Here is a 12,968-nt window from a genome sequence, read left to right as displayed (position 1 = left end):
GACGGGAATCCGAGTGCTTGCCGGGGAATGTTCCGATGATATATGATTTCGAATACGACGCACAAGCGTCGATGACAAGCGCGAGGAGGCGCCCCGTGACGGATCCCCTGACCCGACCCGGCAAAATCATCGCGATTCACCTCAGCTACGCGTCCCGCGCCGATCAGCGAGGTCGGCGCCCCGCCGCCCCCTCCTACTTCTTCAAGCCGGCCAGCTCCGTCGGCGTCACAGGCGGCACCGTCGAGCGGCCCGCCGGTTGCGAATTGCTCGCATTCGAAGGCGAGATCGCTCTCGTGATCGGTACGGCGGCGCGGCGCGTCTCGCTCGCCGACGCCTGGACGCACGTCGCGGGCGTCACCGCGTCGAACGACCTCGGGCTGTACGACCTGCGGGCGAACGACAAGGGGTCCAACGTCCGTTCCAAAGGCGGCGACGGCTACACCCCCCTCGGCCCGGAACTCATCGACGCGCGCACCGTCGACCCTGCTGCGCTCCGCGTGCGCGCCTGGGTCAACGGCGAGCTGCGCCAGGAAGACACCACCGCCGGCCTCCTGTTCCCGCTCGCGCAGCTGGTGGCAGACCTCTCCCAGCACTTCACCCTCGAGCCGGGCGACGTGATCCTCACCGGCACCCCAGCCGGATCGTCGGTGATCGTCCCCGGCGATGTCGTCGAGATCGAGGTGGACGCCCCGGATGCCGAGGGCGCCCCGAGTTCCAGCCGCCTCATCACCACCGTCACCCAGGGCGATGTCCCGTTCTACCCGGATCTCGGCTCCCTCCCCGCCGTCGATGATCTGCAGCGCGCAGAGGCATGGGGATCTCGGGAAGAGGCGGGGCTCGCCACTGAAACCCGTTCATCGAGCGAGCGAAACGAGACGGAACGCGCCCCACTCTCCCCCGAGCTCCGCGCCAAGTTGATGGATGCTCCCACCGCCGGGCTGTCCGCCCAGCTCCGCAAACGCGGTCACCATTCCTGCTTCATCGACGGTGTCTCCGCGAACATCCCCGGCACCAAAGTGGTCGGCACAGCCAAGACGCTGCGCTTCGTGCCGTTCCGCGAAGACCTCTTCGCCACCCACGGCGGCGGATACAACGCCCAGAAGCGCGTCTTCGACGCCGTCGACGAGGGCGAGGTCATCGTGATCGAGGCCCGCGGCGATGCGACGACGGGCACCCTCGGCGACATCCTCGCGCTCCGCGCGCAGACGCGTGGAGCGGCCGGAGTCATCACGGACGGCGGCGTACGAGACTTCGACGCGGTCGCCGAGATCGGGCTTCCGGTCTTCTCGCAGGGCGCCCACCCCTCGGTTCTCGGCCGCAAGCACGTCCCGTGGGACTCTGACATCACCATCTCCTGCGGAGGCGCGACCGTGCAGCCGGGTGACATCATCGTCGGCGACGGCGACGGCGTGATCGTGATCCCGCCGAGCCTGGCCGACGAGGTCGTCGACGCCACCCTCGCACAGGAGATCGAAGACGCGTGGATCGCCGAACAGGTCGCTGCAGGGCACCCTGTCGATGGGCTGTTCCCTCTCGACGCCCAGTGGCGCGCGCGGTTCGAGCGGGACGCGCGCTCGGAGAACCGCTCGTGACCACGGTGTCCAGCGCCAGCAAGTCCGAGCAGGCCTATGCCTGGATCCGCTCGCGCATCTCCGGCCACGCCTTCGGTCCTGGCTACCGGCTCGTGCTCGGTCCCATCGCCGACGAACTCGGGATGAGCGTCGTCCCGGTGCGTGAAGCCATCCGCCGCCTGGAAGCCGAAGGGCTGGTGACGTTCGAGCGCAACGTCGGAGCGCGGGTGACTCTCGTCGATGAGAGCGAGTACGCACATACGATGCAGACACTCGGGCTGGTCGAGGGGGCAGCCACCGCTCTGTCGGCCCCGCTGCTGGACGCGGACGCGCTCGAGGCGGCATCCGACGTCAACGACCGGATGGCGCGGCTGCTCGACCACTTCGACGCGCACATGTTCACCGAGCTGAATCGCCAGTTCCATTCCGTGCTGTTCGAGCCCTGCCCCAACCCGCACCTGCTCGACCTCGTGCACCGAGGGTGGGCACGGCTGTCGGGCATCCGCGACACCACGTTCGCGTCCGTGCCCGGTCGCGCCCGGCACTCCGTGGAGGAGCACGCGCAGATCCTGCAGCTCATCCGCGAGGGCGCCGACTCTCTCGAAATCGAGCTCGCCGCCCGCAAGCACCGCTGGCGCACGAGGGACGCGTTCCTCGATGCCCTGCACGCCCGTTCCGCCCACGCCACAGGAGAAGCATCATGACCGATTCGCGCATCCCCGCCGATCTTCCTGACCACATCCAGCACTACATCGACGGTGCCTTCGTCGACTCGGTCGATGGAGACACGTTCGACGTGCTCGACCCGGTGACGAACAAGACCTACACGACCGCGGCCTCGGGAAAGAAGGCCGACATCGAGCTCGCCGTCGCCGCGGCGAAGCGCGCCTTCGATGAGGGTCCCTGGCCACGGATGCTCCCCCGCGAGCGAAGCCGAGTGCTGCACCGCATCGCCGACCTCGTCGAGTCGCGCGACGCCCGCCTGGCGGAATTGGAATCCTACGACTCGGGGCTGCCGATGACTCAGGCGCTCGGCCAGGCTCGCCGCGCCGCCGAGAACTTCCGTTTCTTCGCCGACCTGATCGTCGCGCAGTCCGACGATGCCTTCAAGGTTCCCGGTCGCCAGATGAACTACGTCAATCGCAAGCCCATCGGGATCGCCGGACTCATCACGCCGTGGAACACCCCGTTCATGCTCGAGTCGTGGAAGCTCGGCCCCGCCCTCGCGACCGGCAACACGGTCGTGCTCAAGCCCGCCGAGTTCACCCCTCTGTCGGCGTCGCTCTGGGCCGGCATCTTCGAGGAGGCAGGCCTCCCCCCGGGTGTGTTCAACCTCGTCAACGGGCTCGGCGAAGAAGCCGGTGACGCCCTGGTGAAGCATCCCGACGTCCCCCTCATCTCGTTCACCGGTGAGAGCCGCACCGGGCAGATCATCTTCGCCAACGCAGCACCGTTCCTGAAGGGGCTCTCGATGGAACTCGGCGGCAAGTCGCCAGCGGTCGTCTTCGCGGATGCCGATCTGGAGGCTGCCGTCGACGCCACGATCTTCGGCGTCTTCTCCCTCAACGGCGAGCGCTGCACGGCGGGGTCCCGCATCCTCGTCGAGCGCTCGATCTACGAGGAGTTCGTCGAGCGCTACGCCGCCCAGGCGAAGCGTGTGAAGGTCGGCTACCCCCACGACCCGTCGACCGAAGTCGGCGCTCTCGTGCACCCGGAGCACTACGACAAGGTGATGAGCTACGTCGAGATCGGCAAGAGCGAGGCGCGCCTCGTCGCCGGCGGCGGCCGACCGGAGGGTTTCGACGAGGGTAACTTCGTGGCCCCGACCGTGTTCGCCGACGTCGCCCCCGACGCCCGCATCTTCCAGGAGGAGATCTTCGGACCGGTCGTCGCCATCACCCCGTTCGACTCCGACGAAGAGGCGCTGGCCCTGGCCAACAACACCAAGTACGGCCTCGCCGCTTACATCTGGACCAACGACCTCACGCGAGCGCACAACTTCTCTCAGGCGGTCGAGGCGGGCATGGTGTGGCTCAACAGCAACAACGTGCGTGACCTTCGCACACCGTTCGGCGGGGTGAAGGCGTCCGGCCTCGGCCATGAGGGCGGCTACCGCTCGATCGACTTCTACACCGATCAGCAGAGCGTCCACATCACGCTCGGCGGCGCTCACAACCCGACGTTCGGCAAGAACTGACCCTCCCCTCCGCTCCGGTCGCAGTTCTTGTCGCCGACCCTCACTCGAGGCGACACGAACTGCGACCGAAACATGAAGCAAGGACGCTGACATGACCCACCGCGAAGACATGACCCTCACCTCGGCCGGATACTACGTGTCTCAGGAGGCGCCGATCCGCTCGGACAACCCGGTCACCACTCCCGAGAGCTCGCCGCCGGACATCCTCCGCTGCGCCTACATGGAGCTCGTCGTCACCGACCTGGCCGCGTCCCGGCAGTTCTATGTCGACGTTCTCGGTCTGTATGTCACCGAGGAGGACGACGAGGCGATCTACCTGCGCTCGACCGAGGAGTTCATCCACCACAATCTGGTGCTGCGCAAGGGCCCCCTCGCCGCGGTCGCCGCCTTCTCCTACCGCGTGCGCGCGCCCGAGGACCTCGATCGTGCCGTCGAGTTCTACACGGAGCTCGGATGCGACGTGCGACGCAGCCCCGACGGCTTCGTCAAGGGCATCGGCGACTCGGTGCGTGTCGTCGACCCCCTCGGCTTCCCCTACGAGTTCTTCCACCAGGCCGACCACGTCGAACGCATGTCCTGGCGCTATGACCTGCACATCCCCGGGGAGCTGGTGCGCCTCGACCACTTCAACCAGGTCACCCCTGACGTGCCGCGCGCCGTGAAGTTCATGCAAGACCTCGGCTTCCGCGTGACGGAGGACATCCAGGACGACGAGGGCACGGTCTACGCGGCATGGATGCGGCGCAAGCCCACGGTGCACGACACCGCGATGACAGGTGGCGATGGGCCGCGCATGCACCATGTCTGCTTCGCCACGCACGAGAAGCACAACATCCTCGCGATCTGCGACAAGCTCGGCGCGCTGCGACGCTCCGACGCGATCGAGCGGGGCCCGGGTCGCCACGGCGTCTCGAACGCCTTCTACCTGTACCTGCGCGACCCGGACGGGCACCGTGTCGAGGTGTACACGCAGGACTATTACACGGGTGACCCTGACAACCCGGTCATCACCTGGGACGTCCACGACAACCAGCGCCGCGACTGGTGGGGCAACCCCGTCGTGCCGTCGTGGTACACCGAGGCGTCGCTCGTGCTCGACCTCGACGGGAACCCCCAACCGGTGGTCGCCCGGTCCGATTCCAGCGAGATGGCCGTGACCATCGGAGCCGACGGCTTCTCCTACACTCGACCGGACGACGGCGAGAAGAAGCTCGGCAACCAGCTTTGAACACCCCACCACACCACCCGGTCGTTGAGCGAGCGCAGCGAGACGAAACGCCCCACCCCTGAAGATCGGAGACATGGATGCTGCCCCCGGAAACCGTTGCGCAGATCGCCGCTGAACTCGCGGAAGCCGACCGCACGCACGGCGTGATCCCACGGATCACCGCGCGCCACCCCGACGCCACGGTCGAGGACTCCTACGCGATCCAGGGTGTCTGGCGTGATTCGCAGATCGCCGCAGGGCGCCGGCTCGTCGGACGCAAGATCGGCCTGACATCCAAGGCGATGCAGCAGGCGACAGGCATCACCGAGCCCGATTACGGGGTGATGTTCGACGACACCGTGTACGAGTCCGGGGCCGAGATCCCGGTCGATCACTACTCGAACGTCCGCATCGAGGTGGAGCTCGCCTTCGTGCTGAAGCATCCACTCGAAGGCCCGGGCTGCACGCTCGACGATGCGCTCGCGGCGATCGACTACGCCGTTCCGGCCCTCGAAGTGCTGAATTCGCACATCGAACTCGAGGGGCGCACGATCATCGACACCATCAGCGACAACGCCGCATACGGGGCGATGGTGCTGGGCTCCGAACACCGCCGCCCGGACGAGATCGATCTTCGGTGGGTTCCCGGCGTCCTCTCCCGCAACGGCGAGATAGAAGAGACGGGCGTGGCGGCCGGTGTCCTCGGCCACCCTGCCACCGGCGTGGCGTGGCTGGCGAACAAGTTCCACCAGCACGGCGCGCGTCTCGAAGCAGGCGAGATCATCCTGGCAGGATCGTTCACACGCCCGATGTGGGTGTCGCGCGGCGACGAGGTGCTGTGCGACTACGGACCGATGGGAACAATCGCATGTCGCTTCGTCTAGACCCGTCCTTCCGCGAGCGGCTGGCCGCGTCCGACCGTGCCCTCGTCGGCATGTGGGCGTGCTCGGGGAGTGCCCTGGTCACCGAAGTGGCCGCTGGCTCTGGACTGGACTGGCTGCTCATCGACATGGAGCACTCGGCGAACACGCTCGAGACGGTGCTTCTGCAGCTGCAGGCGGTCGCCGCCTACCCGATCACTCCTGTGGTGCGCGTGCCGTCGAACGACGCCGTCGCGATCAAGCAGGTCCTCGACCTCGGCGCGCAGAACCTCATCGTCCCCATGGTGTCGTCCGCCGAAGAAGCTCGCGCGGCCGTGGCGGCGACCCGTTACCCGCCCGAAGGGGTGCGCGGTGTAGGAAGCGCACTCGCCCGCAGCGCGCGGTGGAATCGCGTCGAGGGCTACCTTCAGGAGGCCGCCACCCACACCTCACTGACGGTGCAGATCGAGACGGTGGCCGGTGTGGATGCCGCCGCCGACATCGCCGCCGTCGACGGCGTGGACGCCGTGTTCGTCGGCCCCTCGGACCTGTCGGCGTCGATGGGGCTTCTGGGACGGCAGACGCATCCGGAAGTCGTCGCCTCCGTCGAGCGTGTCTTCGCCGCGGTCAAGACCGCCGGAAAACCCGTGGGGGTTAACGCGTTCGACCCTGGGGCCGCCGACGCCTACCTCGCCGCCGGGGCCGACTTCGTCGCGGTCGGTGCTGACGTGGCTCTGCTCGCCCGAGCATCCGAAGCCCTGGCGTCCCGCTTCATCGTGTCCGACGACGCGGAGCGCGAAAGCTATTGACGGCTTTGGCATCGCGCAGATGGTCACGTTCCGGCAGAGGATCGGACCACGGGCGCGATTCGGAAGTCGATGAGCTGACGCTGGCGTATTCATAGCGACGCGCGCGAGACTGTCAGCATGACTTTCGCCGCGCTCCAGCCCCTCGCCGACCGTGCCGCCCTGTTCACCGCGCTCCGCCAGGATGCTCTCTCGGCGGCCACCGACGCTCTCGGCGAGCACCGCTGGGATGCGGACATGGCTGCGGGCACCATCACCTTCACGGCGAACGCCGATCCTTCGCGCCAGCTGGTCACGCGCGCGCACCTGATCGCCACGATCGCGCCCGGGCCCCGCTCGACGCTGTGGGCGTGGGCGCACCCGCAGGGCGATGCGCACGGAGTCGCGGCGCAGCTGCAAACGTACGGAGCCCAGCACGGCATCGCGGAACTGACGACGGCGGAGGTCCCGTTCCCCGCTGACGCCGCGGGAGACGACGACTGGATCGCGCGGGCGGCACACATCATCGGAGGCGTCGCCGTCGAGCTCACGGGACGCGCCCCGTACTACTCCGCCCCTGTCGGCGGCGGTACGCGCGCGGTGTTCCTCCTCGACGCGCCGCTTCCCGCACTGACCGTCGCGGATGCCACCATCGCCCTCCCCCGGATCCTTGCGGCGACCGCGTTCACGGACGCGCGCACCGCTGTGTGGGACCTCGCTCGCCTGGCGGGCTGGACCCTGACGTGGACCGACGAGGCGTTCTCCGGCGCGAACGTGGTCGACGCCACCGGGTCGACCACGTTCCGCTTCGACGAGCAGGCGCGCATCAGCGGCATCGAGAGCTCGCTGCACTCCGAAGGCTGAACCGCCCGCTCCGGTCGCACCGGAGCAAGGGTGCTGTCAGGCGAGCCGCTCGGCCGCCTCGACGACGTTCGTCATCAGCAGCGCCACCGTCATCGGCCCGACCCCGCCGGGGTTCGGCGAGATGTAGCCGGCGACCTCGGCGACATCGGGAGCGACATCGCCGAACACCAGGCTCTTACCCGTCTCCGGGTCGGTCTCGCGCGTCACGCCGACGTCGAGCACGGCAGCCCCCGGCTTGACGTCCTCCGCACGGATGAGGTGCTTGACCCCGGCAGCGGCGACGATCACGTCGGCCTCGCGCAGGTAGCGCGGCATGTCGACGGTGCCGGTATGGGTGAGCGTAACCGTGGCGTTGAGGTCGCGCCGCGTGAGCAGCAGGCCGATCGAGCGGCCGATCGTCACTCCACGGCCGACGACGACGACGTGCTTCCCCTTCAGGTCGTAGCCGTTGCGCAGCAGCAGCTCGATCACACCGCGCGGCGTGCACGGCAGCGGGGTGTGGATCTCGCCGTTGACGTTCAGCACGAGCCGCCCGAGGTTGGTCGGGTGCAGTCCGTCGGCATCCTTCGCCGGGTCGATCCGCTCGAGGATCGCGTCGGTGTCGATGTGCTTCGGCAGCGGCAGCTGCACGATGTAGCCGTGGCACAGCGGGTCGGCGTTGAGTTCGTCGATCAGCGCTTCGACATCGGCCTGGGTGGCATGCGCCGGCAACTCCCGCTGGATCGAGTTCATCCCGATCGCTTCCGACTGCCGGTGCTTCATGCCGACGTAGAGCTGCGAGGCCGGGTCGGCTCCGACGAGGACGGTCGCGATACCGGGCGTGATGCCCTGGGCCTTCAGCGCAGCGACCCGCTCGGTGAGCTCGGCCCTGATCGCAGCCGCAGCCGCCTTCCCGTCGAGGACGACAGCGGTCACTGCTGCAGGTCCTGGTAGAGCGGGAACGCCGCGGCGAGCGCGTCCGCACGTGCCCGGAGAGCTTCGACGTCGGCGCCGGGAAGCAGCGCGAGAGCGATGATGTCGGCGACCTCGGTGAACTCCGCGTCGCCGAAACCACGGGTGGCGAGCGCGGGTGTGCCGATGCGCAGACCCGAGGTGACCATGGGCGGGCGCGGGTCGTTCGGCACCGCGTTGCGGTTCACGGTGATGTGGATGTCGTGCAGCAGGTCTTCGGCCTGCTTGCCGTCGATCTGGGCATCCCGCAGGTCCACCAGGACCAGGTGCACGTCGGTGCCGCCCGAGCGGACGGCGATGCCGGCATCCTTCACATCCTGCTGGGACAGCCGCTCGGCGAGCAGGGACGCACCGCGCAGCACGCGCTCCTGGCGCTCCTTGAACTCGGGCGTCGCGGCGAGCTTGAACGCCGTCGCCTTCGCGGCGATCACGTGCATGAGCGGACCACCCTGCTGACCCGGGAACACGGCCGAGTTGATCTTCTTCGCGATGTCGGCATCGTTGGTGAGGATGAAGCCGGAGCGCGGCCCGCCGATGGTCTTGTGCACGGTCGACGAGACGACGTGGGCGTGCGGCACCGGGTTCGGGTGCAGGCCTGCGGCGACGAGGCCGGCGAAGTGGGCCATGTCGACCCAGAGCAGGGCGCCCACCTCGTCGGCGATCGCGCGGAAAGCGGCGAAGTCGAGCGTGCGAGGGTAGGCGGACCAGCCGGCGATGATCACCTTCGGCTTGTGCTCGATCGCGAGCCGACGCACCTCTTCCATGTCGATGGTGGAGGTCTCGGGGTTCACGCCGTAGGCGACGATGTCGTAGAGACGACCGGAGAAGTTGATCTTCATGCCGTGCGTGAGGTGTCCGCCCTGGTCGAGCGAGAGACCGAGCAGGGTGTCGCCGGGGCGCGCGATGGCGTGCAGGACGGCGGCGTTCGCCGAAGCTCCGGAATGCGGCTGGACGTTCGCGAACTCCGCGCCGAAGAGGCTCTTGGCTCGGGCGATCGCCAGTTCCTCCGCGACGTCGACCTCTTCGCAGCCGCCGTAGTAGCGCCGACCGGGGTAGCCCTCGGCGTACTTGTTGGTGAGGACCGAACCCTGCGCCTGCAGCACGGAGACGGGGACGAAGTTCTCCGAGGCGATCATCTCGAGGAAGGTCTGCTGGCGCTTCAGTTCGCGGTCGAGGACCTCGGCGATCTCAGGATCTACCTCTGCGAGCGGGGCGTTGAAGTAACGATCGGTCATGACATGCTCCTCTGACGACGGATTCGAAGGGGTGTTCCTATCGGCCCAGGCGCGCGGTCGAATTCCGTGGTCAGTCGCTCCCCGGTGGTTGTCCACCCAGACGCCAGTCGCGACAGTCATGAGCATAGCGGATTCCCCCTTCGCAGGGCGCGCCCCCCGGGGTAAGTTTTGTTCATGGTCTTTACCCATTCCCTCCCGCTCGTGCCCGCGCCCGCATCCGCCACCGTTGGGGAAGGGCGGATGCCGGTCACCACGGCCACCCGCGTCCTCGGCACCTCTGCCACCACCGCGCAGCTGATCGAGGCGGTCGAGCGCCGCACCGGCATCCGCCTCTCCCGATCCGACGAGCGTGCAGCCGAGATCGAGCTCCGTCTGGACCCCGCCGTCGCCGCGCCCGAGGGCTACACCCTGACGGTCGACGACCGCGTCGTCATCGCGGGTGCCGACGAAGCCGGCCTCTTCTACGGCATGCAGACCCTGCTGCAGCTCCTGCGCGAGGACGAGAGCGGCTGGGGCATCCTTCGCGCGGACGTGCAGGACGCCCCGCGCTTCGAACGACGCGGCGTCATGCTCGACGTGGCGCGGCACTTCTTCGGCGTCGACGCCGTGAAGAAGTTCATCGACACCACGAGTGCACTGAAGTTCAACCACCTGCACCTGCACCTCAGTGACGACCAGGGCTGGCGAGTGCACATCGACTCGTGGCCGCTGCTCACCGAGCTCTCGTCCTCGACGTCGGCGGGCGGCGACGCCGGCGGCTTCTATACGAAGGACGACTATCGCGAGATCGTGGCGTACGCGGCATCCCGACACATGGTCGTGATCCCCGAGATCGACCTGCCCGGCCACACGCACGCGATCGGCGTCGCCTACCCTGAGCTCGTCGAGGCACCGGTCATGAACGATTCACTCGTCACCGAATCCGCCCGGCTCGGGCAGGCGCTGCCCGTGGCCGGCGAGACGTACCTGGGATGGGGCGTGGGGCATTCCAGTGTGCGCATCCACGAAGAGCGCACGTACGACTTCGTCCGCGATGTGATCCGTGAGCTCGCGGAGATGACCCCGGGACCGTACATCCACATCGGAGGCGACGAGTCGCTCGGCACCCCGCAGGCCGACTTCGACCTCTTCGCCGAGCGCGCCACCGCGATCGTCGTCGAGGCTGGCAAGACGCCGATCGCCTGGCACGAGATGGGCTCGGCCGCGCAGATCGCGGAGGGCACGGTGGGTCAGTACTGGGGAATGACCACGCCCTCCGGCACGCACGCGGAGGAGGCCGCGCACTTCGTCGAGCGTGGTGGCGCGCTGATCATGTCCGCAGCGGACGTGACGTACCTCGACATGAAGTACACCGCGGACTTCCCTCTCGGCCTCACGTGGGCCGCCGTCATCGACGTCCGCACGGCCTACCAGTGGGAGCCGACCGCGATCCTCGACGTCCCGGACACCGCGATCCTCGGTATCGAGGCCCCGCTGTGGTCCGAGACCACCCGCACGTTCCGCGACGTCGAGCAGATGGTCTTCCCCCGTGCCGCCGCGCAGGCCGAGGTCGCCTGGTCGCCGAAAGAGGGGCCCGAGCGGACCTGGGAGTCCTTCCGAGCACGTCTGGGGTCGCTCGCTCCCCTGTGGAAGGCTGAAGGGGTGGACTTCCACGCCGCCCCCGAGATCACCTGGAGCGAACGATGAGCATCCACTCCTCGGAGGCCGGCTCGCTGGTCATCCACTCCGCGCGGATCGTCGACGAGGGGTCGGTCACGGAGAACGGGTGGATCCGTATCGAAGACGGCGCGGTCGTCTCCCGCGGGGTCGGCACCGACTGGTCGCCGGCCGACGAGGTGGTCGATGCTGAGGATGCCGCCGGCACCGGTGCCATCCTGTCCCCCGGTTTCATCGACATCCACGGACACGGCGGCGCCGGAGCGTCATACGACGATGGCGCCGCGGCGATCCGCACAGCACGAGCGATGCACCGCGCGCACGGCACGACACGCGCCGTGATCTCCCTGGTGACCGCGTCGATCGACGATCTGGCGCGCAGCGTCGCCGCCATCGCGGACCTGACGGAGACAGATGCCGACATCCTCGGCTCGCACCTGGAAGGCCCATTCCTCGACCCGGGACACCAGGGCGCGCACGATCCGGCGCTGCTGAGAGCCCCGGTCGCGGCCGATGTCGCGCATCTTCTCGAGGCCGGGCGCGGCACGATCCGCCAGGTGACGGTCGCTCCCGAGCTGCCGGGCGGACTCGACGCCGTGCGCCAGATCGTGGCCGCCGGCGCTGCCGCCGCCGTCGGGCACACCGACGCGGATGCTGCCACGGCGAAAGCCGCTTTCGATGCAGGCGCCTCGATCCTCACTCATGCGTTCAACGCGATGCCCGGCATCCACCACCGCGCCCCCGGCCCGGTACTGGCGGCGGCAGCAGACCACCGCGTCATCCTGGAGGCGATCGCGGACGGTGTCCACCTCGACGCGCACGTCATCAAGCTGCTGTTCGATTCCGCGCCCGGCCGGGTGGCCCTGGTCACCGACGCGATGGCCGCAGCCGGCAGCGAAGACGGTCACTACGACCTCGGGTCCGTGAGCGTCACCGTCGAGAACGGCGTCGCGCGAACGGATCAGACGGGCTCGATCGCGGGTTCGACGCTGACGCAGGATGTGGCGCTGCAGCGGGCGGTCGCGGCCGGTGCAAGCCTGCCGGAGGCGGTGCGGGCGGTCACAGAGACGCCGGCGCGGGCCATCGGACGCGAGGCCTCGCTCGGCCGGCTGAGCCCGGGGATGATCGGGGACGCGGTGCTGTTGGATGCGGAACTGCGCGTCGCGCGCGTATGGGTGGGACCACGGCTGCTCGGCTAGAGAGCCGCCCATCGCGCGACGACGCGCAGCTCTGCGCTTTCCGGTCCGCCTTCATCTCGAGGTGGGAGGCCGCCGCTCCCCAGACCGGCGGCCTCATCCCCTCATAGAGGGCGGGTCGGGTTCTCCTCCCCCGAGGATCCCGACCCGCCGAGCCGGTGCACGCCTTCACACCAGCGCCTGAACTCCGCCCCCCGGAGGAGTTCGTACGGCTGTCTCTACGGATGAGACGCGGCCGCGGCCGAATCATTACGCGAGTTCTTCGATTCTTTTGAAGATTCGGTCGTGGCAGCGAGACGACCGGTTGATCAGGGACCGCCGGATCCGCGAGACAGTCAAGTTGGACAAGGGCTGGCCCTGCCCGCGGATTCGGGAGACAATGGGGAAGGCGCGTGATGAGAGTCGCTCTCACGCGTCTCTGCCTGTGGCGGCGACTTCGCGCCCCA

The 12,968-nt window shown here is 68.5% G+C and carries 11 protein-coding genes and 1 riboswitch; of the genes, 9 read left to right on the top strand and 2 right to left on the bottom strand.

Going from position 1 to position 12,968, the window contains the following annotated elements; genetic code table 11:
• Positions 1-71 precede the first annotated feature (71 nt).
• From D7252_RS10615 to D7252_RS10585, 7 genes are all read left to right on the top strand, one after another.
• Positions 72-1,592, top strand: coding sequence for a fumarylacetoacetate hydrolase family protein (locus tag D7252_RS10615; RefSeq protein ID WP_120776910.1), 1,521 nt, complete (start codon positions 72-74; stop codon positions 1,590-1,592).
• Positions 1,589-2,275, top strand: a complete 687-nt coding sequence (locus D7252_RS10610) for a GntR family transcriptional regulator (RefSeq protein ID WP_183055262.1) — start codon at positions 1,589-1,591, stop codon at positions 2,273-2,275. The genes D7252_RS10615 and D7252_RS10610 overlap by 4 nt, the downstream gene beginning before the upstream one ends.
• Positions 2,272-3,768: a 5-carboxymethyl-2-hydroxymuconate semialdehyde dehydrogenase gene (gene hpaE, locus D7252_RS10605; RefSeq protein WP_120775366.1), complete on the top strand. Its 1,497-nt coding sequence runs from the start codon at positions 2,272-2,274 to the stop codon at positions 3,766-3,768. Before D7252_RS10610 ends, hpaE begins: the two co-directional genes overlap by 4 nt.
• A gap of 91 nt (positions 3,769-3,859) precedes the next feature.
• Positions 3,860-4,996: a 3,4-dihydroxyphenylacetate 2,3-dioxygenase gene (gene hpaD / locus D7252_RS10600; RefSeq protein ID WP_120775365.1), complete on the top strand. Its 1,137-nt coding sequence runs from the start codon at positions 3,860-3,862 to the stop codon at positions 4,994-4,996.
• A gap of 77 nt (positions 4,997-5,073) precedes the next feature.
• On the top strand, positions 5,074-5,859 hold the full coding sequence (locus tag D7252_RS10595; RefSeq protein WP_120775364.1) for a 2-keto-4-pentenoate hydratase: 786 nt from the start codon (positions 5,074-5,076) through the stop codon (positions 5,857-5,859).
• The gene (locus D7252_RS10590) at positions 5,844-6,644 is read left to right on the top strand and encodes an HpcH/HpaI aldolase/citrate lyase family protein (RefSeq protein WP_120775363.1); all 801 of its coding nucleotides are present in this window, start codon (positions 5,844-5,846) and stop codon (positions 6,642-6,644) included. The genes D7252_RS10595 and D7252_RS10590 overlap by 16 nt, the downstream gene beginning before the upstream one ends.
• Before the next feature lie 117 nt (positions 6,645-6,761).
• Positions 6,762-7,484 (top strand): DUF6882 domain-containing protein, encoded by a 723-nt coding sequence (locus D7252_RS10585; RefSeq protein ID WP_120775362.1) that lies wholly within the window; start codon positions 6,762-6,764, stop codon positions 7,482-7,484.
• Between the two features lie 36 nt (positions 7,485-7,520).
• Here the strand turns inward: D7252_RS10585 and D7252_RS10580 are convergent, their stop codons facing one another.
• Both D7252_RS10580 and glyA read right to left on the bottom strand, forming a co-directional pair.
• Positions 7,521-8,399 carry a bifunctional methylenetetrahydrofolate dehydrogenase/methenyltetrahydrofolate cyclohydrolase gene (locus D7252_RS10580; RefSeq protein WP_120775361.1) on the bottom strand — a complete coding sequence of 293 codons (879 nt, stop codon included), beginning with the start codon at positions 8,397-8,399 and terminating at the stop codon, positions 7,521-7,523.
• Positions 8,396-9,670, bottom strand: a complete 1,275-nt coding sequence (glyA, locus tag D7252_RS10575) for a serine hydroxymethyltransferase (RefSeq protein ID WP_120775360.1) — start codon at positions 9,668-9,670, stop codon at positions 8,396-8,398. The genes D7252_RS10580 and glyA overlap by 4 nt, the downstream gene beginning before the upstream one ends.
• A 36-nt stretch (positions 9,671-9,706) precedes the next feature.
• Positions 9,707-9,791: riboswitch (ZMP/ZTP riboswitch) on the bottom strand.
• 53 nt (positions 9,792-9,844) lie between these two features.
• On the opposite strand from glyA, the gene D7252_RS10570 reads away from it, so the two are divergent.
• Both D7252_RS10570 and nagA read left to right on the top strand, forming a co-directional pair.
• Positions 9,845-11,356 (top strand): family 20 glycosylhydrolase, encoded by a 1,512-nt coding sequence (locus tag D7252_RS10570; protein ID WP_120775359.1) that lies wholly within the window; start codon positions 9,845-9,847, stop codon positions 11,354-11,356.
• Positions 11,353-12,525 carry an N-acetylglucosamine-6-phosphate deacetylase gene (gene nagA / locus D7252_RS10565; RefSeq protein ID WP_120775358.1) on the top strand — a complete coding sequence of 391 codons (1,173 nt, stop codon included), beginning with the start codon at positions 11,353-11,355 and terminating at the stop codon, positions 12,523-12,525. Before D7252_RS10570 ends, nagA begins: the two co-directional genes overlap by 4 nt.
• The last annotated feature ends 443 nt before the right edge of the window (positions 12,526-12,968 follow it).

The sequence above is a fragment of the Microbacterium sp. CGR2 genome, from assembly GCF_003626735.1.
GTDB lineage: Bacteria > Actinomycetota > Actinomycetes > Actinomycetales > Microbacteriaceae > Microbacterium.
This window is presented reverse-complemented; position numbering and strand designations above follow the sequence as displayed.

Excerpts from the sequence above, each read along its gene's own strand:
- hpaE (WP_120775366.1), top strand. The coding sequence starts at position 2,272 with ATGACCGATTCGCGCATCCCCGCCGATCTTCCTGACCACATCCAGCAC.
- D7252_RS10585 (WP_120775362.1), top strand. The coding sequence starts at position 6,762 with ATGACTTTCGCCGCGCTCCAGCCCCTCGCCGACCGTGCCGCCCTGTTC.
- nagA (WP_120775358.1), top strand. The coding sequence starts at position 11,353 with ATGAGCATCCACTCCTCGGAGGCCGGCTCGCTGGTCATCCACTCCGCG.
- D7252_RS10570 (WP_120775359.1), top strand. The coding sequence starts at position 9,845 with ATGGTCTTTACCCATTCCCTCCCGCTCGTGCCCGCGCCCGCATCCGCC.
- hpaD (WP_120775365.1), top strand. The coding sequence starts at position 3,860 with ATGACCCACCGCGAAGACATGACCCTCACCTCGGCCGGATACTACGTG.
- D7252_RS10590 (WP_120775363.1), top strand. The coding sequence starts at position 5,844 with ATGTCGCTTCGTCTAGACCCGTCCTTCCGCGAGCGGCTGGCCGCGTCC.
- glyA (WP_120775360.1), bottom strand. The coding sequence starts at position 9,670 with ATGACCGATCGTTACTTCAACGCCCCGCTCGCAGAGGTAGATCCTGAG.
- D7252_RS10595 (WP_120775364.1), top strand. The coding sequence starts at position 5,074 with ATGCTGCCCCCGGAAACCGTTGCGCAGATCGCCGCTGAACTCGCGGAA.
- D7252_RS10615 (WP_120776910.1), top strand. The coding sequence starts at position 72 with ATGACAAGCGCGAGGAGGCGCCCCGTGACGGATCCCCTGACCCGACCC.